The organism is Hymenobacter jeongseonensis (assembly GCF_015694725.1).
GTDB lineage: Bacteria > Bacteroidota > Bacteroidia > Cytophagales > Hymenobacteraceae > Hymenobacter > Hymenobacter jeongseonensis.
The window spans coordinates 165524-183952 of sequence record NZ_JADQDQ010000002.1 but is presented as its reverse complement, the minus strand read 5'-3'; the positions used below and the strand labels follow the sequence as shown (position 1 = coordinate 183952).

The 18429-nt window shown below is 60.6% G+C and carries 17 protein-coding genes; 8 read left to right on the top strand and 9 right to left on the bottom strand.

Annotated elements, in window-relative coordinates; genetic code table 11:
* The first annotated feature begins 152 nt into the window (after positions 1-152).
* The 3 genes from I2I05_RS04440 to I2I05_RS04430 all read left to right on the top strand — a co-directional run bounded on the left by I2I05_RS04440 (position 153) and on the right by I2I05_RS04430 (position 5167).
* Complete coding sequence (locus tag I2I05_RS04440) at positions 153-2225, top strand: M13 family metallopeptidase (RefSeq protein WP_196281029.1); 2073 nt, start codon at positions 153-155, stop codon at positions 2223-2225.
* A gap of 269 nt (positions 2226-2494) precedes the next feature.
* A complete protein-coding gene (locus tag I2I05_RS04435; RefSeq protein ID WP_196281028.1) occupies positions 2495-4597 on the top strand; it encodes a M13 family metallopeptidase in 2103 nt (700 codons plus the stop codon).
* Positions 4598-4771: 174 nt separating this feature from the next.
* Entirely contained in the window at positions 4772-5167 is a 396-nt protein-coding gene (locus I2I05_RS04430; protein ID WP_196281027.1) for a BLUF domain-containing protein, read from the top strand.
* Between the two features lie 106 nt (positions 5168-5273).
* On the opposite strand, the gene I2I05_RS04425 is transcribed toward I2I05_RS04430, so the two are convergent.
* Positions 5274-6050, bottom strand: coding sequence for a DUF4184 family protein (locus tag I2I05_RS04425; RefSeq protein WP_196281026.1), 777 nt, complete (start codon positions 6048-6050; stop codon positions 5274-5276).
* A 163-nt stretch (positions 6051-6213) separates the two neighbouring features.
* Here I2I05_RS04425 and I2I05_RS04420 point away from each other — a divergent pair, with 163 nt between their 5' ends.
* On the top strand, positions 6214-8625 hold the full coding sequence (locus I2I05_RS04420; protein WP_196281025.1) for a glycoside hydrolase family 2 TIM barrel-domain containing protein: 2412 nt from the start codon (positions 6214-6216) through the stop codon (positions 8623-8625).
* Between the two features lie 41 nt (positions 8626-8666).
* On the opposite strand, the gene I2I05_RS04415 is transcribed toward I2I05_RS04420, so the two are convergent.
* The 4 genes from I2I05_RS04415 to I2I05_RS04400 form a co-directional block, all read right to left on the bottom strand.
* A complete protein-coding gene (locus I2I05_RS04415) occupies positions 8667-9407 on the bottom strand; it encodes a peptidylprolyl isomerase (RefSeq protein ID WP_196281024.1) in 741 nt (246 codons plus the stop codon).
* Positions 9408-9565: 158 nt separating this feature from the next.
* Positions 9566-10762, bottom strand: a complete 1197-nt coding sequence (locus tag I2I05_RS04410) for a zinc dependent phospholipase C family protein (protein ID WP_196281023.1) — start codon at positions 10760-10762, stop codon at positions 9566-9568.
* A 171-nt stretch (positions 10763-10933) separates the two neighbouring features.
* On the bottom strand, positions 10934-11494 hold the full coding sequence (locus I2I05_RS04405; protein ID WP_196281022.1) for a CinA family protein: 561 nt from the start codon (positions 11492-11494) through the stop codon (positions 10934-10936).
* A 284-nt stretch (positions 11495-11778) separates the two neighbouring features.
* The gene (locus I2I05_RS04400; RefSeq protein ID WP_196281021.1) at positions 11779-13074 is read right to left on the bottom strand and encodes a metal-dependent hydrolase family protein; all 1296 of its coding nucleotides are present in this window, start codon (positions 13072-13074) and stop codon (positions 11779-11781) included.
* Between the two features lie 72 nt (positions 13075-13146).
* On the opposite strand from I2I05_RS04400, the gene I2I05_RS04395 reads away from it, so the two are divergent.
* A complete protein-coding gene (locus I2I05_RS04395) occupies positions 13147-13401 on the top strand; it encodes an acyl-CoA-binding protein (RefSeq protein ID WP_196281020.1) in 255 nt (84 codons plus the stop codon).
* A 173-nt stretch (positions 13402-13574) separates the two neighbouring features.
* Positions 13575-14615 carry a hypothetical protein gene (locus tag I2I05_RS04390; protein ID WP_196281019.1) on the top strand — a complete coding sequence of 347 codons (1041 nt, stop codon included), beginning with the start codon at positions 13575-13577 and terminating at the stop codon, positions 14613-14615.
* A gap of 149 nt (positions 14616-14764) precedes the next feature.
* Here I2I05_RS04390 and I2I05_RS04385 read toward each other — a convergent pair whose 3' ends face one another.
* Both I2I05_RS04385 and I2I05_RS04380 read right to left on the bottom strand, forming a co-directional pair.
* Positions 14765-14995: a CDGSH iron-sulfur domain-containing protein gene (locus I2I05_RS04385; protein WP_196281018.1), complete on the bottom strand. Its 231-nt coding sequence runs from the start codon at positions 14993-14995 to the stop codon at positions 14765-14767.
* A 130-nt stretch (positions 14996-15125) separates the two neighbouring features.
* Entirely contained in the window at positions 15126-15656 is a 531-nt protein-coding gene (locus I2I05_RS04380) for a GNAT family N-acetyltransferase (protein WP_196281017.1), read from the bottom strand.
* A gap of 116 nt (positions 15657-15772) precedes the next feature.
* Here I2I05_RS04380 and I2I05_RS04375 point away from each other — a divergent pair, with 116 nt between their 5' ends.
* Positions 15773-16243 (top strand): hypothetical protein, encoded by a 471-nt coding sequence (locus I2I05_RS04375; RefSeq protein WP_196281016.1) that lies wholly within the window; start codon positions 15773-15775, stop codon positions 16241-16243.
* Between the two features lie 7 nt (positions 16244-16250).
* Here I2I05_RS04375 and I2I05_RS04370 read toward each other — a convergent pair whose 3' ends face one another.
* Positions 16251-16724: a hypothetical protein gene (locus I2I05_RS04370; RefSeq protein WP_196281015.1), complete on the bottom strand. Its 474-nt coding sequence runs from the start codon at positions 16722-16724 to the stop codon at positions 16251-16253.
* A gap of 124 nt (positions 16725-16848) precedes the next feature.
* Between I2I05_RS04370 and I2I05_RS04365 the strand changes: the two genes are divergently transcribed.
* The gene (locus tag I2I05_RS04365) at positions 16849-17472 is read left to right on the top strand and encodes a deoxynucleoside kinase (protein WP_196281014.1); all 624 of its coding nucleotides are present in this window, start codon (positions 16849-16851) and stop codon (positions 17470-17472) included.
* A 231-nt stretch (positions 17473-17703) separates the two neighbouring features.
* Here the strand turns inward: I2I05_RS04365 and I2I05_RS04360 are convergent, their stop codons facing one another.
* A complete protein-coding gene (locus tag I2I05_RS04360) occupies positions 17704-18381 on the bottom strand; it encodes a DUF2461 domain-containing protein (protein ID WP_196281013.1) in 678 nt (225 codons plus the stop codon).
* Positions 18382-18429: the final 48 nt, after the last annotated feature.

Sequence of the window (18429 nt, the reverse complement as noted above, 5' to 3'; positions counted from 1 at the left end):
CATCGGTGCAAGTTACGGGCGAGGAGAACGAAACCCGCTTGGCTGGCAGGGCGGGATAATAGCCGGTTTCATCCCGCTACGGTCGTGCAACGCTGAAAAAACTCGAGTGTCTGTAACTTCACGGCGTAATTTCCCAACCCAACACTCTTTTCATGTATTTAACTTCTATTGCACGGCGGCTCAGCTTAGCGGTGCTTGGCCTGGGCAGCATGGCTACCACGGCCGCGGTGGCCCAAACCACCAAGCCCGCAGCGGCTGCCACCCAAAAAGGCGTTGGCCTCAACGTTGCCAACATTGACCCGTCGGTGAAGCCCTGCGAGGACTTCTTCCGCTACGCTTCGGGCAACTGGCTGAAAAACAACCCTATTCCGGCCGCTGAATCGCGCTGGGGCTCGTTCAACGAGCTGGCCGACCGCAACAACGCCACCCTGCGCAGCATCCTGAACGATGCCGCCAAGGACGCCGCCAAAGCACCCAAAGGCTCGAATGCGCAGAAAGTGGGCGACTTCTACGCCTCGGCCATGGACTCGGCCGCCATCGACGCCGCGGGCCTCAAGTACCTGCAGCCGCACCTCAACCGCATCGCGGCCATCAAGGACCTCGGCGAGATGCAGCGCTTCCTGGCCGACCCCAAAGCCCACGCCGGCAGCGTGTGGTATGGCTTCTACGTGGGGCAGGACGAAAAAATCAGCACCCAATACGCCGTGCAAATGGGCCAGGGCGGCCTTTCGCTGCCCGACCGTGACTACTACCTGAAGGACGACGCCCGTTCGAAAGCCATTCGCGCCGCCTACGACACGTATCTGGTGAACACCTTTAAGATGCTCGGCGACAACGAAGCCACGGCCAAAACCAATGCGGCCGCCGTTACGCGCATCGAAACCCGCCTGGCCAAAGCCAGCAAGAGCCGCGTGGACCTGCGCGACCCCTACGCCAACTACAACAAGATGACGCTGGCCCAGGCCGACGCCGCCTACCCCAACCTGGCCCTGCCGCTCACGCTGAAGGAAAACGGCCTCGCCGCGGCCAAAGAGGTAATCATCGGCCAGCCCGATTTCCTGAAGGAAGTGAGCACCATGCTCAAAGAAGAGCCCATTGCCGACCAGAAGCAGTACCTGCGCTTCCACTTGGTGAGCAGCGTGGTATCGGCGTTGCCAAAGACGTTTGTGGACGAGAACTTCCGCTTTGCGCAAACCCTGACCGGCGCCAAAAAGCAGCAGCCCCGCTGGAAGCGCACGCTGGGCGCCACCGACCGGGCCCTGGGCGAAGCTTTCGGCCAGATTTACGTGCAGAAAGCCTTTTCGCCCGCCGCCAAGGCCCGCGCCAAGGAGATGATTGAGAACCTGCGCGTGGCTTACGCCGACCGCATTAAGGCGACGGACTGGATGAGCGAGGCCACCAAAAAGGAAGCCCTGACCAAGCTCAACGCCTTCGTGGTGAAGATTGGCTACCCTGACAAGTGGAAGGATTACTCGGCCCTGAATGTCAGCCGCGAGTCTTACCTCAACAACCTGTTGTCGGCCCGCGAATGGGCCAGCAAGGACCAAATCAGCAAGTTTGGCAAGCCGATTGACCGCAACGAGTGGGGCATGACCCCGCCTACAGTTAATGCCTACTACAACCCGCCGATGAACGAGATTGTGTTCCCGGCCGGCATCCTGCAGCCGCCCTTTTATGACCCCAAGGCCGACGACGCGGTGAACTACGGCGGCATTGGCGCCGTGATTGGCCACGAAATGACCCACGGCTTCGACGACCAGGGCCGGCAGTACGACTCCAAGGGCAACCTGCGCGACTGGTGGACCAAGGAAGACGCGGATAAATTCAACGCCAAAGCCGACATCGTGGGCAAGCAGTACGACGCCTTCATGCCGCTGGACTCGGTGCACGTGAACGGCAAACTGACCATGGGCGAGAACCTGGCTGACCTCGGCGGCCTCACCATTGCCTACGCCGCGTTTAAGAAAACCCCGCAGGCCAAAGCCGGCAAAACCATCGACGGCTTCACGCCGGAGCAGCGCTTTTTCCTGGGCTACGCCCAAATCTGGCGCAACAACTCCCGGCCCGAGGCCCTGCGCCAGCAGGTGCAGACCGACCCGCACTCGCCCGGCGAATTCCGGACCAACGGCCCGCTCATGAACATGCCGGAATTCTTTGAGGCCTTTGGCTGCAAGGATGGCAGCAAGATGATGCGCCCCACAGCCGAGCGGTCCAAAATCTGGTAAGCCAACTTGCTTAGAAAAGCTGCCATTCGATGATTAGAACGTCATGCTGAGCTTGCCGGAGTTAACGCTCTGGCAAGCCCGGCATGACGTTCTGGTTTCCGGCCGGATAGCCGGCATTGGATTACACTAAAACCAGATGAAACCCGAGGAATACAGGAGTTTGGTCTAATTGCCAAAATTTCATTGTTATTCCTCTTTTATTAAGATTATCAACGCCAAACGGTTGTTGTATCTTGCCCTTCTTAATGTTTCGCTCACTTCACTCTCCTATGCATCAATTCTCCTTTGTGCGCAAAGCTGCCCTTTCGGCGGCTTTGCTCGGATTCCTGGCCGGTGGGGCCCAAGCCCAAACCAAGGTCAAAACCAAGTCCAGCGCGGGCAAGACTAAAACCACGGCGCCTGCCGCTGCCAAGGGCCAAACCGGCACGGGCATTTCGCTTGCCAACCTCGACCGCTCGGTAGACCCGTGTACCGACTTTTACCAGTTTGCCAACGGCAACTGGCTGAAAAATAATCCCATACCCGGTTCCGAAACCAGCTGGGGCGGCTTCAACGAACTGCGGGCCCGCAACCGGGGCGTGGCGCGGCGCATTCTGGAAAAAGCTGCCGCGGACCGCACCGCCAAACCCGGCTCCAACATGCAGAAAGTGGGCGACTTCTACGCCGCCGCCATGGACTCGGTGGCCATTGAGAAAGCGGGCCTGAAGTATTTGCAGCCCCGCCTCAATAAGATAAATGCCATCCAAGATTTGGCGGGCATTCAGAGCTACCTCGCCGACCCGAAGAACATTGGCAAAGGCTGGTACGGCTTGGGCGTGTCGCAGGACAGCAAGAACAGCTCCGTGTATGCCGTGCAGATGCGGCAAGGCGGCCTCACCTTGCCCGACCGCGACTACTACCTCAAGGAGGACGCGCGGTCCAAAACCATTCGCGCCGCCTACCGCAACTATCAAGTCAACCTGTTCAAACTGTTGGGCGACGACCAAGCCACGGCCGAGAAAAATGCCGATGCCGTGACACGCCTCGAAACGCGCATGGCCAAGGCCAGCCGCGAGCGGGTGGCCCTGCGCGACCGCGAAAAAAATTACAACAAGATGACCGTGGACCAGGTAGCGGCCGCGTACCCCAACCTAAACATTCCCTTGCGCCTGCAGCAAAGCGGCTTGGCTAGCGCGAAGGAAATCATCGTGGGCCAACCCGAATTCCTGAAAGAAGCCAGCGCCATGCTGAAAGAGGAGCCCATTGCCGACCAGAAGCAGTACCTGCGCTGGCACCTGGTGGAGGCCGTTACGGCGGCCTTGCCCAAAGCATTTGTGGATGAGGAATTCCGTTTTTCGCAGGTCCTGACCGGGGCCAAGCAGCCACAGCCGCGGTGGCGCCGGGCGTTTGCCGCCACGGACGGCGCCCTGGGCGAAGCTTTTGGCCAGATTTACGTTGACGAAGACTTCAGCCCCGCGGCCAAGGCCCGCGCCAAGCAAATGGTGGAAAACCTGCGCGTGGCCTACGCCGAGCGCATTCAGGCCACCGAATGGATGAGCGCCGCCACCAAAGCCGAAGCCCTGAAGAAGCTCAACGCCTTCGTGGTTAAAATTGGCTACCCCGACAAGTGGAAGGATTATTCGGCGCTGAACATCAGCCGCGAAAGTGCTCTGAATAACCTGTTTGCCGCCGCCGATTGGGGCACCAAAGACAACCTCAGCAAGTTTGGCAAGCCGATTGACCGCACCGTGTGGGGCATGACGCCGCCCACGGTGAATGCCTACTACAACGCGTCACTGAACGAGATTGTGTTCCCGGCCGGCATCCTGCAGCCGCCCTTCTACGACCCCAAGGCCGACGACGCGGTCAACTACGGCGGCATCGGCGCCGTGATTGGCCACGAAATGACCCACGGCTTCGACGACCAGGGCCGCAAGGTGGATTCGCAGGGCAACCTGCGCGACTGGTGGGCCAAAGAGGACGGCGAAAAGTTTGTGACCAAAGCCGCGGTGGTGGGCAAGCAATTCGATGCCTTCACGCCCATCGACTCGCTCCACGTGAACGGTAACCTGACCATGGGCGAAAACCTGGCCGACCTCGGCGGCCTCACCATTGCCTACCAGGCCTTCATGAAAACGCCCCAGGCCAAGGCCGCCAAGTCGGTGGACGGCTTCACGCCGCAGCAGCGCTTCTTCCTGGGTTGGGCCCAGGTATGGCGTACCAACATGCGCCCGGAGTCCCTGCGCCAGCAAATCCAGACCGACCCGCACTCGCCCGGCCAGTACCGGACCAATGGCCCGTTGCAGAACATGCAGGAGTTTCACGAAGCGTTTGGTTGCAAGGATGGTAGCAAAATGGTGCGCTCGACTGCCGACCGCGCCAAAATCTGGTAAGCTTCTTGTTAGGAGTAATTTGAATCAAGGGTGAGAAACTGTTCTCCCTCCTGATAGACGAAGGCCCGTTTCCCCTTGGGAGCGGGCCTTTTTATGTGGCAATGATTACCGCTCAGGTTGCCGGAGTCGGGATATATACCTAGGTTTGATGCCCCATTGACTGCCTCCGGCCGCATGCACCACCTCGTTTATACCAGTTCGGCCACCCTGCCATTTCCTGAACAAGAGCTGCGTCGCTTACTGGTGCAGTGGCGCGCAAACAACGCCCGCCTGGGCGTGACAGGGGTGCTGATGTACAGCGATGGCGACATCATGCAGGTGTTGGAGGGCGAAAGTGATCGGGTACACGACTTGTTCGACGTCATTGCAGCAGATGTGCGGCACCAAGGCGTGACCAAAATAGCCGATGGGCCGGTGCGTGAACGCGCTTTTGCCGATTGGTCGATGCGATTCCGCGCCGTGGACATCGCCGACTTCCAGCGCCACGTTGAGCAGCTGAGAGATGCCCCCAACCACGCCAGCGACTTGGCGCCCCTACTCGAAGCTTTCATGGCCCCGGAAGCATGGTAGGCCGTGGTGTTTCAGGGTATGGTCTTAAACTACGCCTACATTCTGAGTCCACAAAACACTGTTTTACTTCCCGATAAACTAATTAGGTATCCTGGAATTGAAGTCTTTAGCCATTCACACGGCTGCGGTTGGCTCTCCACTGAAGCACACCCGTCCACAGTTTAAACAGCGCAGAGGTCAAAACCAGGCTGGTTAGCCCCGCCGAAAGCACGACAATGGAGGCGTGGTAAACGTTGTCGAAGCCGACGGCCCAGCCCAACTGAAGGCGCACGGCCACCACCGCAGCCCCCAAAGCGGCCATCAGCCCCCAAAAGGACGCCATGTCCCGTTCGGGCGCGGTGGCTTTCTCGCGGGGGAGTTGCCACAGGTACCAGGCCAGGGCCACCCCGCCCGCTACCGAGGCCAGCTTTTGCAGCAGCGAGTAAAACCGCATGTTGACCGCTCCCTCCATCACCCACTCCCGCAGCACCGGAAACCACTGCACGCTCCGCCCGTCAACGTGTGTGAAGCTGTCAACCGCTATGTGCGAAACGGTGCCCACCAAGAGCGACAACACCAGCGTGCCGGCATGCCGCCGGGCATACGTACTCCAGTCAAATCCCGCGTACCGACTGAACCGCGCGTGTAGGAAACCGGGCAAATGTGCAATCAACGCATCGCGCACCACCAGGTGGAAAACGAAGGCCAGCACTAACCCCAGCGGCAGATTGAAGTAGAAAATGCTGCGCCACGTGTGACTGTAAGGGTCGTGAGAGCTCATGCGAATGAACTTCTCGAAATCCGGCGTCATGCTGCCAACTATCAGGCCCGTGGCGGAGCGCCAGCGACGCGGAAGAGCAAGCAACGGCAGAACCACCGCCGGGTGAGAAAACGTGAAGGGCATGTCGGAGAATAAGCTTGCTCTAACGGGACAAAGGCGCAATTAGTGCAAAGCAAGCCGCAAATTGTACTGCGGGCGACTACAGCGGCGGGCTATCTTTGAGCTCGCCTCTTTATTCCGGAAAGCATCGCGCGTGCCTTGCCGGACAACTCATTCCCAGCGTCCTATGAAAGCATTACTTGGCGTTTTTATTCTTTTGCTACTATTCAAAACGGCGCCGGCCCAGCCCGCTCCGGGCACGCCCGCGTTGCTGGATGCCGGCTGGCGTTTTCACCGGGGCGGGGCGCAAGGGGCAGAACTGCCCGCGTTCGACGACAGCGCTTGGCGCTCGGTGGACCTGCCTCACGACTGGAGCATCGAAGACCTGCCCGGCACGGCCTCCCCGTTCAGTCCCGACGCGCCCAGCCAGGTGAGCGGCGGCTTCACCACCGGCGGCACCGGCTGGTACCGCAAGCAGTTTGCCCTACCGGCCAGCGCCGCGGGCCAGCGGGTGCAACTCCTGTTCGAGGGCGTGTACATGAACGCCGAGGTGTGGATTAACGGCCAGTCGCTGGGGCGGCACCCGTACGGCTACACCAGTTTTTGGTACGATGTGACGGACCATGTGAAGGCCGGCGCGGCCAACGTGGTGGCGGTGCAGGTGCACAACGAGGGTGCCAATAGCCGCTGGTATTCCGGCTCGGGCATCTACCGCCACGTGTGGCTCACCACCCGGGCGCCGTTGCATGTGGCGCAGTGGGGCACCTACATCACCACGCCCGAGGTCACGGCCCAGCAGGCGCAGGTGCGGGCCGTCACCACGGTCCGCAACGCCAGTACCCAAGCCGCCGACATTACCTTGGTTACCCGAATTCGAAGCCCCAAAGGGCGGGAAGTGTCGGCTACAACTTCCAAACAGGCGGTGGCGGCTGGTGCGGCGACGGATGTTGCCCAGGTCTTCACCATTCGTGCTCCGGAACGCTGGTCTGTGGACCAGCCAAACTTATATTCGGCCGTAACTGAAGTCTACCAGAACCAGCGCCTGCTCGACCGCGTGGAAACGACTTTCGGCGTGCGAACCGTGACAATGGACGCTGCGCGGGGCCTGCTGCTCAATGGCCAGCCACTGAAGCTGAAGGGCGGCTGCATTCACCACGACCACGGCCCGCTGGGGGCTAAGTCCTACGACCGGGCCGAGGAACGCAAAGTGGAACTGCTCAAAGCCAGCGGCTACAACGCCCTGCGCTGCTCGCACAACCCGCCCGCGCCCGCGCTGCTCGCGGCCTGCGACCGGCTGGGCATGCTCGTCATCGACGAAGCCTTTGATGCCTGGCGCGTGGCCAAAAACCCGTTCGACTACCACCTGTACTTCGACCAGTGGTGGCAGACCGACGTGGCCAGCATGGTGCGCCGCGACCGCAACCACCCAAGCGTGATTATGTGGAGCCTAGGCAATGAGATTCCGGAGCGGGGCACACCCGCCGGAGCGCAAACTGCCAAGCAGCTGGGCGACTACATTCGCGGCCTGGACCCCACCCGGCCCATCACCGCCGCCGTGAACGGGCTGAATCCAGACAAAGACCCGTTTTTTGCGGCTCTCGACGTGGCCGGCTATAACTACGCTGCCGGCGGCGACCACCACCAGGAAGCCATTTATGCCAAGGACCACGCCCGCCTGGCTCAGCGCGTGATGTACGGCGCCGAGTCCTATCCCCTCGAAGCGTTTGGCAGCTGGATGGACGTGGTGGACCACCCCTACGTGCTGGGCGATTTTGTGTGGACGGCCGTGGACTACATTGGCGAGGCCAGCATCGGCTGGCTGGGCTACTGGCAGAACCAGGGCTTCTACCCCTGGAACCTGGCCCATTGCGGCGACCTTGACATCTGCGGCTGGAAACGGCCCCAGTCCTATTACCGCGATGCCCTGTGGAAGTCGGACCAAGTTTCCGTATTTGTGCAGCCGCCCGTTCCTTCCTTTCCCCTGAACAAGGACAAGCAGGAGTGGAGCAAGTGGGAGTGGCACGACGTGCTGGCCGACTGGACCTGGCCGGGCCAGGAAAACAAGCCCCTGAAGGTGGACGTGTATTCGTCGTGCGAGCGGGTGGAACTGCTGCTCAACGGCCGGTCGCTGGGCAGCCAGCCCACCACCCGTGCCACCCGCTTCCAGGCCACGTGGTCGGTGCCGTACGAGGCCGGCGTGCTCCAAGCCGTGGGCTACAACGGCAACAAGCGCGTAAGTACCGCCGAACTGCGGTCGGCCGCTGCCCCTACGCAACTGAAGCTGACGGCGGACCGCGCTGCCCTCCGCGCCACCGGCCAAGACCTCAGCTACATCACCGTGGAGGTACAGGACAAGCAAGGCGTGCGCAACCCCAAGGCCGAAGTGCCGCTGCAGTTTGCCCTCACCGGGCCGGGCACCATCGTGGGCGTGGGCAATGCCAATCCGCGCAGCACCGAAAGCTACCAGCGCCCCCAGCGCACCACTTGGCAAGGGCGCTGCCTCGTGATTGTCAAAACCAACCCGCAAGCCGGTAAAATCATGTTGCGGGCCTCGGCACCGGGGCTGCCAGCTGCGGAACTGACGCTAGCTGCAGAATAAGTGGACAGGCTATCGGAGGCTTTGTAACTTCCCAAACACAGTTATTTCACCACTTCCACTTTGATGGGAATGTCTTTCAAGGGCCACTTATCGGGTTCTACGGGTTCGTTGGCGATTTTATCGACGACTTCCTGGCCTTCGATGATTTCGCCAAAAACCGTGTACTGGCCATCGAGCGAGGGCACGCCGCCGATGGTGGCGTAGGCTTTCACTTGAGCCGGGGTAAGCTTGCGGCCGGCCATGGCCTGCGACTGGGCGGGCGTGAGCTTCTCGCCCACCACGAAGTAAAAATCGGTGTTGGAGGACAGGCGGCCGGGGTTCTGCTCGTCGTCGTAGCGGGCCATGCCCAGGGCGCCTTTTTTGTGGAAATGTTCAGGCCGAAATTCCGGCGGCAGGCGGTAGCGCTTCAGCCGGATGGTGCGGGCGCCGTAGGTTTGGCCGCCCTGCACGGCAAAGTCTTTCACCACGCGGTTGAACATGGTTTCGTTGAACACGCCCTTGCGGGCCAGCAGCAGGAAGTTGGCTTTGTGGATGGGCGTGTCGTCGTAGAGCTTCACCCGAATGTTGCCCAGGCGGGTGCGCACCAGCACTTCCGAACCGGGGTATTGGCGGCCGTAGGCCAGCAGCGCGGCCGGCGCGGCGCTATCGGTGAGCGTGGCCAGGTCGGGGCCGGGGATGGCCGGCGCGGCTTTGGGCGTGTCCGCAGCGGGTGGCGCCTGGTTGCAGGCCGCCAGCAGCACCAGGCCCAAAACGGCCAGTCGGGAGTGAAAGTAAATGGACATAAGTAGGGGAAATAAAGCCGAAGCGGGGGCAAGATAAGGCGGCACCAAGGCCCGTTATACGGCCACGAAAAAGCCCGCGCCGGAGGGCGCGGGCTTTTTCGTGGAGAAGAGCATCGCAAAGGGCCAGTAGCCATTCAGCGCATTTGCGCAGCCCGCCGCTATTGAGGAGTGCTACCCTTTTGCTTAATTTTTTCGGTGCCATCGGCGCCTTTGGTCTTCACCTTCAGCTTATCGATGGCCGGAGCCGGCGCGGCGGTGTCGGCGTTTGAAGCAGGTTCGGCTGGCTCGTCTTCCTTCACTTCTTTGGGGGCCGCGCCCATGTCTTTGGCCGACTTGATTTCGTCGGCAACTTCCACCTTTTTGGCTTTTTGCTGGGCCAGCAGCAACTGGTCCTGGCTCAAGGTGTTGCGCTTCCAGGCGGCCAGTTCAGTGGACAGCTTTTCCTTCTCCTCCTTCGTGGGCTTGCCTTGGTGCATCAGCTCGTTGAGGTTGGGCTTGCCGGCGTCCTGCCAAGCCGTGAGCCAGAGCGAGGAAATCATGGTGGGGGCCATTTTCATGCGGTAGCTCACCATGCCGCCCACGGCTTTTTCGTAGGCATCGGCAAACACGTCGGAGTAGCGGCGCGTGGTTTTGCCGTAGCGGTGCGAGAACGTGAAGCGCACGTCGGGCTTCATGGTTTTCTCGATTTTGCTGGCCCGGTCAAAGGTTTCGCCCAGGAAGCCGTAGCTCTCCTGAATGACGCCCCACACGGCTGCCAACGGGTCTTTTACGTACTTGGCGTCGTCGCCAAACAGTTTGTAGTCGTTAATAAACCGCTCGGGCAACTGGCTTTCCCAGAGGCTGTGCAGGCCTTTCTGGTCGGTGAGTTGGCCGTCGTAGTTAATGGTGGTGTGCAGCGGTACGTAGGCGTCGCCCATGTAGTGGCTCAGCTCGGCCGAATAGGTGATGATGCCCACCGTGTCGCGTTGGCGGAACGCCTCGGTGAGCTTGTCCTTGGTTTCGAGAATCACCCACGGAACGGTGCCGTACTTCTGCAGGGTGTCGGCCGTGAATTTGGTCACCGCCTTTTCGTATTGCCGGGGCATTTTCCCAAAAGGGTTGTCCTCGGAGTAGTGGTCGATGTCGATGAAGTGCTTCGGCGCTTCGGTGGGGTCGGAGTTGCGGCGCTCGTCGGGGGCCGTGCTTTGGCGCACCAATTCGGCCATGTGCCGGTAGTAAAACGCCTGCATCGATACCGGAAGCTCATACACCGCCACCTGCGTGATGGTGCGGTGGCCGAAGAATCCCCAGGCACCCGCGGTGCCGTGGGCCAGCACAAGGGCCGCCAAAAGCAGCGGCAATAAGGTTTTTTTCATGAAAATTGGAATGATTGCCGGTTTGAATAAAATCGCCCTCCCAAAGTTCGGCAATGGCCCTGACATTCAAGAAGAGGCCGCTCTGCCACTGGCTAATTAGGCGCCAACCCCATTTGCTCTGGCGGCCCCATTCCACTTTTCTCGTTTTCCGGAGCTTGCAACCATGACGCTCTACACCGTGCGAACCGGTGTACCCGCCTCCTCGGCAATGCGTTTTTTGCTGGGCTGTGTGGCGCCGTTTGCTTCCTGCCGACGTTGCAGGATTTCGGCGAGTTTGCCGTAGATGAAATCAGCGGCCTGTTCCCGCAGCTTACTGGCCGTGCCCGAAAACTGCTCGCGGTATTCGTAGGCGTGGCCTTCGAGCAAGATGGTGACGAACATGGTACCCACCGGCTTGTCCGGAGTTTCGGAGGCACCGGGACCGCACAGGCCGGTCACGGCCACGCACACATCGGCGGCGGGCAGGTGGCGGTGTAGGCCCAAGGCCATTTCGTTGGTGGTTTGCTGGCTCTCGGCCGAGTAGGTGGCGAGGGTTTCTTTTTTTACGCCCAGCAGCTTTTGCTTGGCCTCCACGTGGTAGGTAACCACCGAAGCAAGCAGCACTTCGCTCACGCCCGTAGCCGGTGCCAACTGCGCCGCTACCAAGCCGCAGGTGCAGCTTTCGGCCAGTGCCAAGGTCAGCTTATGCTGGAGAAACTGCTGGACGAGGGCATTTAAATCAGGTTTTTTCATAGAAGGAAAGCACATCAACGGCGCTGTTACATACGCCGGTGCCCGCTACCGTGGTTGCAGTCGAGCTTTCCCAAGCCGCTGCCCGCCGGGCCGCAAAGTGCCGTCAGCCGGCCCGAACCAGCCAACTCAACCCTGCAAATGATTTTAGCGCGACAAAGCAGCTTTGCACAGTTCGTAGCAGGGCAGCTGCTTAACTTATTCAAACAGGCTGTCTTCACATAGTTTGTCATCCAAAGCCCAGCCTTTTGAGCCGCCTAGCTGGCCCGGCTGCCTGCTAATACCCGCTAATCCTGCCGGTATTTTACACCGGCTTTCATCACAAAGCGAGGCCGCATCATGGCCGAGATATCCTGCAGCGGGTTGCCGTCTACGGCGATTATGTCGGCCAATTTGCCCACTTCCAGTGTGCCCAGGTCGCTGCTTCGGCCCAGCAGTTCGGCGGCGCTCAGCGTGGCGCTGCGGATGGCCTCGGCAGCCGGCATCCCCGCTTCGGTCATGTAGCCAAATTCCAGCGCGTTCACGCCGTGGCGGTACACGCTGGCATCGGTGCCGAAGGCAATTTTTACCCCGGCCTTGTAGGCCCGCCCGAAGGTGCCCTGCAGCTTGGGGCCGATGGCCAGTGCCTTGGGCGTGACCAGGGGCGGGTAGTAGTTCGGGATTTTGGCCGAGTCAGCCACCGATTTGCCCGCCGTGATGGTGGGCACGTACCACGTGCCGTATTTCTTCATCAGTTTCATGGTTTCGTCGTCCATCAGCGTGCCGTGCTCGATGCTGGTGACGCCGGCCCGCACGGCCCGCTTCATGCCTTCGGCGCCGTGGGCGTGGCAGGCCACGGCCAGGCCCAAGTCGCGGGCGGTTTCCACTACGGCCCGGATTTCCAGCTCGGTCATCTGCGGTGCCGAGCCGTCTTTGGCCACCGAGAGCACGCCGCCGGTGGAGGCGATTTTGATGAGGTCGGAGCCGCGCTTGTACTGCTCGCGCACTGCCTGCCGGGCTTGGTCGGGGCCGTTGATGATGCCCTCGGCCGGGCCAGGCACGCCCATCAGGTCAAGGCGGTAGCCGTTGGACGGGTCCATGTGCCCGCCCGTGCCCGAAATAGCTTTGCCCGCCGTAATGATGCGCGGCCCCACCACCAACCCGCGGTTGATGGCGTTGCGCAAGCTCACGTTCACGCCCGAACCACCCAAGTCGCGCACCGTCGTGAAGCCCGCCATGAGCGTTTTGTTGACATGGTCAATGGCTTCGTAGGCCACGTCGGCGGGGTTTTGGGTGAATTCCTTGATGAAGTTGTCCTTGCTGGTTTCGCCTTCCACGTGCACGTGGCAGTCAATCAGGCCAGGCAGCACCGTGCGGTTCTCGAGGTTGATGACCTTGTCCTGAGGCCCGCTGGCTGCGGTGTAGCCGCTTTGCACCGCCACAATACGGTCTTTTTCAACCACAATCGTTTGCTGGTTCAGCAGCTTGCCGCTGCGCACATCCAGCAGCTGGCCGCAGTGCAAGTAGGTTTTTTGGGCGAAAGCCGTCGGTGCGGTCAGCAATAGCGCCGCCGTGGCCCATGCGTGAATAGATTTGCGCGTCATACGTTTGTGTGAATGAGCTGCCAAGGTACAACGGCACTCAGCACTTACCAGAACCGTATTTTACCCACTTTCATGACCACGCAAGAAGAATTCGACGCGGCCAGCGCGCGCGCCCAGCAACTGCCCTCCAAGCCCTCCAACATGGTGCTGCTCCAGCTTTACGCCCTCTACAAGCAAGGCACCGAAGGCGACATCTCCGGCGACCGGCCCGGCGGCTTCGACTTCAAAGCCATTGCCAAATACGATGCCTGGTCCGGCCTGCGCGGCACCAGCCAGGAAGACGCCCGCCAGCAATACGTGGAGCTGGTGAACGAGCTGGCCGGGTAAGCGCACTCCTGAAAACTCCGAACGTCATGCTGAGCACCGCGAAGCATCTCGCGCGCCACCACTAACTCAATCGGTTGGATTAGTGACGGCGCGCGCGATGCTTCGTTGCGCTCTGCATGACGTTCTGTTTTGTGCCCGCTCACTCGAACATTAAGTTTCTTAGTCACTCTTCCATGGACATCTCCCGCAAAAAGCCCTCGTACCCGCTCACGCCGGAGCTGCGCCAGTACCTGCGCACCTACGACCGGGAGGCCCCGCTGCCGGTGACCTACGACGACCTGCGGTACTTCAGCAGCTCCTTTCCGCTGCTCGACCGGGCGGGCATGGACACGCTCTGGCAAACGGTGTTTTTCGAGCCCCAGGCACTGCGTGAACTCAGCCAGGGCCTTACGGAAGTGTACGCGCTGCTGAAGACGGCCGGCGATTTGTCGTTCAGTGAACACCTCGTGGCCGACCGCATCGACTACTGTCAGTTCGGCAATTCCAACCCGTTTCGGGTGCGCATCGTCAACCAGTTCAACGACAACTACGACTACTTCTACGTGAAGCGGGCCGACGCCTCGCGCCTCTACGGCCTGGAACTGGAGCACCTGCTGTCGCCCAACTCCATGAACTTTTTGGTGAGCGGCGACACCCTGATTGAGGAGCACATTGCCGGCATTCCCGGCGATGATTTTATCCGCCTGCGCCTCAATCAGCCGCACATCAACCAAGTGCGCATCGCCAAGGAGTTTGTCAAGTTCAACGAGCGTTGCTTCGTGCGCCTGCTCGGCGACATGCGCGCCTACAACTACGTCATCGACGTAACCCCCGACTTCGAGGACGAGCAATACCGCGTCCGGGCCATCGACTTCGACCAGCAGAGTTACGAGGGCCGCCGCATCATGTACCTGCCGCAGTTTTTCAAAGACAACGCCGACGTGGTGGCCATGTGCGCCCAACTGCTCAAGCCCGAAACCGTGCGCCAGTACCAAACCGAAGAGCGCGCCCTTATGGCCCGCCGCGCCCGCGCCGAACGCTACCGCCTCCGCGACCTACTCGACGTGATGCGCCGCCACGACTTGGCTCCGCTCGATAAAGTTGAGCAGCTCAAGGCCGAACTCAACCGCTTCCACCATACCGATGCGTTCGACAAGTGCGATTCCATGGGCGACATCGTGCGCCAGAACCTGTGGCTGATGCTAGGGGCTGGCGTCCGGCCGGCGGCGGGGTAGGGGGAGTGGCCGACGAAACGCTGCTTGCGGCCAACTCACGCAGCGCCGAGTGGTGGAGTAAGGATTGTAAACTAAACTTGAATCCTACGGCAGCAAAAAGCCCGCTGGCCAATTGGCCAGCGGGCTTTTTTTATTGCTCGAATGCCGGATTACACAGCCGGTTTCGGCGCGGGCAAATCAAACGCCACGGCGTCGTGCTCGAAATGGCCTTTGTGCGAGCCGTCGCAGAACGGCTTTTGCTTGGAGAGCCCGCAACGGCAGATGCTGATGCGCTGGCGACCGCCCAGTCCATAGGGCTGGCCTTGGGCGTCAACTAGTTCAATGTCTTCGCCCTCCACGCGGAGGGAGCCATTGGAAAGAACGGTGAGTTTAGTGGCCATGGGGTTGAATGAGTCGTGTAAAAAATGAATGCTTGAAAGAGGATTGATGCGAAGAGTATAATCGGAACGGCTTTCAGTCGCGAAACTGTGGCGGAAACAACCGCCTCCAGGTCAGCCAGACCGCAGGCGGTTATGAAAGCGGCTTGCGCATGATGTAATCGTTCATGAAGTAGGGGCCGATGGGCACATCTACCTCGCGGTGCCGGGCAAAGCCGCGCCGCTCGTAGAAGGCAATGGCGGGGTTGTAGCGGTTCACGTTCAGGTCTAGAAATTGGCCGCCGGCCTCGCGGGCGGCATTTTCTACGGCTTCGATGAGGTGCACGCCCAGGCCCTGGCCCTGCCGGGTGGGCAGCACGTAAATCTTGTGCAGCTTGAAGCCCGCCCCGCCGTCTTCTTCCGCCGGCTGGGGGCTGAAGGACGCAAACCCAGCCGGCTCGCCCGCCACGTAGGCCAGCAGAAACGAGTGCTGCTGCTCGGCCATTTGCCGCTTAAGCGAGGCCGGCGTGTAAATCACGCGGTACATGTAGTCAATCTGCTCGCGCGAGATGATGAACCGATACGTGGGCTCCCAGGTAGCCTCGGCCAGCTGAATAATGGTCGGAATGTCGTTGAGCGTGGCGGGCTCAATGCGCGGCGGCGCGGTAGGGGCGTCAGAAGTCATAAGCAGCAAAACACGAAATTGGGGCGAAAAAAACGAAACCAAGCCGCCTGTTTGGATACGGTTGGCCCGCTCCTTGCGTTAGAGCTCCTATTCTGGTTTTTCACACTTCCTTCTTTATGAAATCTGCACCCTTTCTGATGCTCTTGCTGGCCGGTCTGCCATTTGTGGGCGCCGCCCAAAACACAACCGCCGACAGCCTGCGCCAGCGTGGCGAACTCACCGGCGCCCGCCGTCCCACCGGCGATTTGCTGGCCAAGCCCCGTACCCCAGCCGCCGCCCCGCGCCGTGCCGATTCGGACCCTATTCAGCAGCGCCTGCTGAGCACCGACGTGAACCTGGCCCGCGTGAGCGCCACCCAACTCCCCGACCTCTACGAACGTTTCATTGCCACCGCGCGCGCCGAGCGCCGCAAGTGGAGCTACCAGGACTGGGACAACGCCGGCGTGGTGCTGGCCCGGCTCAACCAGCGCTACGAGCAAGTGCGCACCGAACTGCCGTTGGAAGAGCGGCTGCGTGTTCGCTCTTTTCAGGGCGAGTTTCATACCCTGCGCGGAGCGCGGCAAGTAAAAGACAAGATAGACGAGTAGCGGCCCGCTACTGCTCGGGCGATGACAGCACCACGGGGCTGTCATCGCCCGAATGCTGTTGTTCCTTCAGCCATTCCATGGCCGTCGCGAGGTCTTCAAACAGCTCAATGGCCATGTGGGGCCGCAACGCCTCCACAAATATCTGGGTCGCAAAACGGTTCTCCCGGTCGGGCGAAAACACGTAGGCCATGGCCTTCACACCCGCCTGCAGGGCCGAGGGCAGCCATTCGTATTGCAGCCAAGGCAGGGCTTCGCTCCAATCGCCGCTGGTGTCGCTTTTGTCGTTCAGAATCAACGAGTACTGAAATCGGTCTCGCCATTGGCTCCCCAACTCGACTCCCCTGATGATTTCGGCCCCGGTGAGGTGGCCGTGCCAGCGCACGCACAGCAAGGAATCGTCGGGGTAAATGGAATACTCCGCCAAAGCGGCTCCGTGCTCATCAGTAAGCGCTAAAAGCTGGGTAGGATGGGAAGAAGACATGGCAGGACGGAGCGCAGATGGGAGGCGAACCAAATATAGACAACTGTCAATAAATAGGTTGCAATTACCGCGTGCTGCTACCTTTGCGGTTCTGCTTTTCTCTCGTTTTTTTCGTTCGTAGCGCATGCACATTGCCATTGTCGGCAACATTGGGGCTGGTAAAACCACGCTGGCCCATAAGTTGGCTCAGCATTTCCGGTGGGAAGTTTTTTTGGAAGACGTGGACGACAATCCTTATTTGAAGGATTTCTACCACGATATGCCCCGTTGGGCCTTCCACTTGCAAGTGTATTTCCTCAACGGCCGCTTCCGCCAAACCCAGCGCATCAAGGAGTTGCAGAAAGCGGGCAAAGGCATCATTCAGGACCGCACCATCTACGAGGATGCGCACATCTTCGCGGCCAACCTGCACGAGTCGGGCCTGCTCGAAACCCGTGACTACAACAACTACTACGCCTTATTTGAGTCGATGGTGGACCTGGTGGCGCCGCCCGATTTGGTGCTGTACCTCCGCGCCGACCTGCCCAAGCTCATCAGCCAGATTGAGAAGCGCGGCCGCGACTACGAGAACACCATCAGCATCGAGTACCTCAAAAACCTCAACGAGCACTACGAGAAGTGGATTGGCACCTACAGCGCCGGCCGCCACCTCATCGTGGACGTGAGCGAGCTGGACTACGTGCGCAATCCCGAAGACCTCGGCACCATCATCGACAAGATTAACAACACGCTTTTTGGCCTGTTTTAGCCGCCCGTATTTGCCTCTGTTTAACGGTCCTGCTCATCTGGCGTCCGCGCAGCCGAAGCATCTCTCCCGGGCCACTTGTCATGCTGACGAAGGAAGCATCTTATCACAGCCGAACGATTGGTGCCAACGTGAGAAGGTCCTTCGCGCTGCTCAGGATGACAGACGAGTCAGTAGAGATGCTTCGGCTGCGCGGACGCCAGATGAGCAGGACCGTTCTTTTTGACACATTACCTATTCCGCACTCGGAAGTGCTTCGTTAAAAAAGTCCACCAGCGGCCGAGCCGCGGCAATGCCCGCCACAATCTTCGCTACAAAATATGGGGCCAGTACCTCGGCATCGGTGTAAAAGCGGCCTGCGCCGTAGGTTTTTAGGCGCAGCCAAGCCAAGTCCGGGTCATCGGCTGAGTAGCCTCGGGGCGGGCGCGTCAGTTGCGGGCCAGTTGTATCAATTCCTTCAGGGAAGTGCGCCAGTAATTCTGGTGACTGTCGGCGCCGATGAAATTCGTCGGCGTTGTAATGAATTTCCTGCCGGATGGCCGCCAGCATCGCCGGGATAGGGTGGAAGGTGCCCACCCCCAACCAACTGCGCCCGTCGGGCTGTATGGCCAGGAAATAGCCCGCCCGGGGCGCGTGGCGGCCGCCCAGCTTCAGGCCCGCCCCCATGCGGCGCTTGTAAGGCTCGGGGTCGCGGTGGGCCCGGTCGTTTTTGTGGAGCCGAAACATGACGTCTGCCGTGGTCAGGTCGGCCAGGTCGGGGTCGGTGGTCGCGGCCTGGGCTAGGACCTGCTGCACCAACTCAATGCATGCGGCGCGGGCGCGTTGGTAGTCGGGGCGGTGGGCCGCCATCCATTCCGTGTTGTTGTTGGCCGCAAGGCGAGCCAGAAAGTGCAGCAGAAAATCAAGTTCCATTCAAATAAGCGGGCTTATAACTCGGGAAAGCAGAACGCTGTTCCCGCT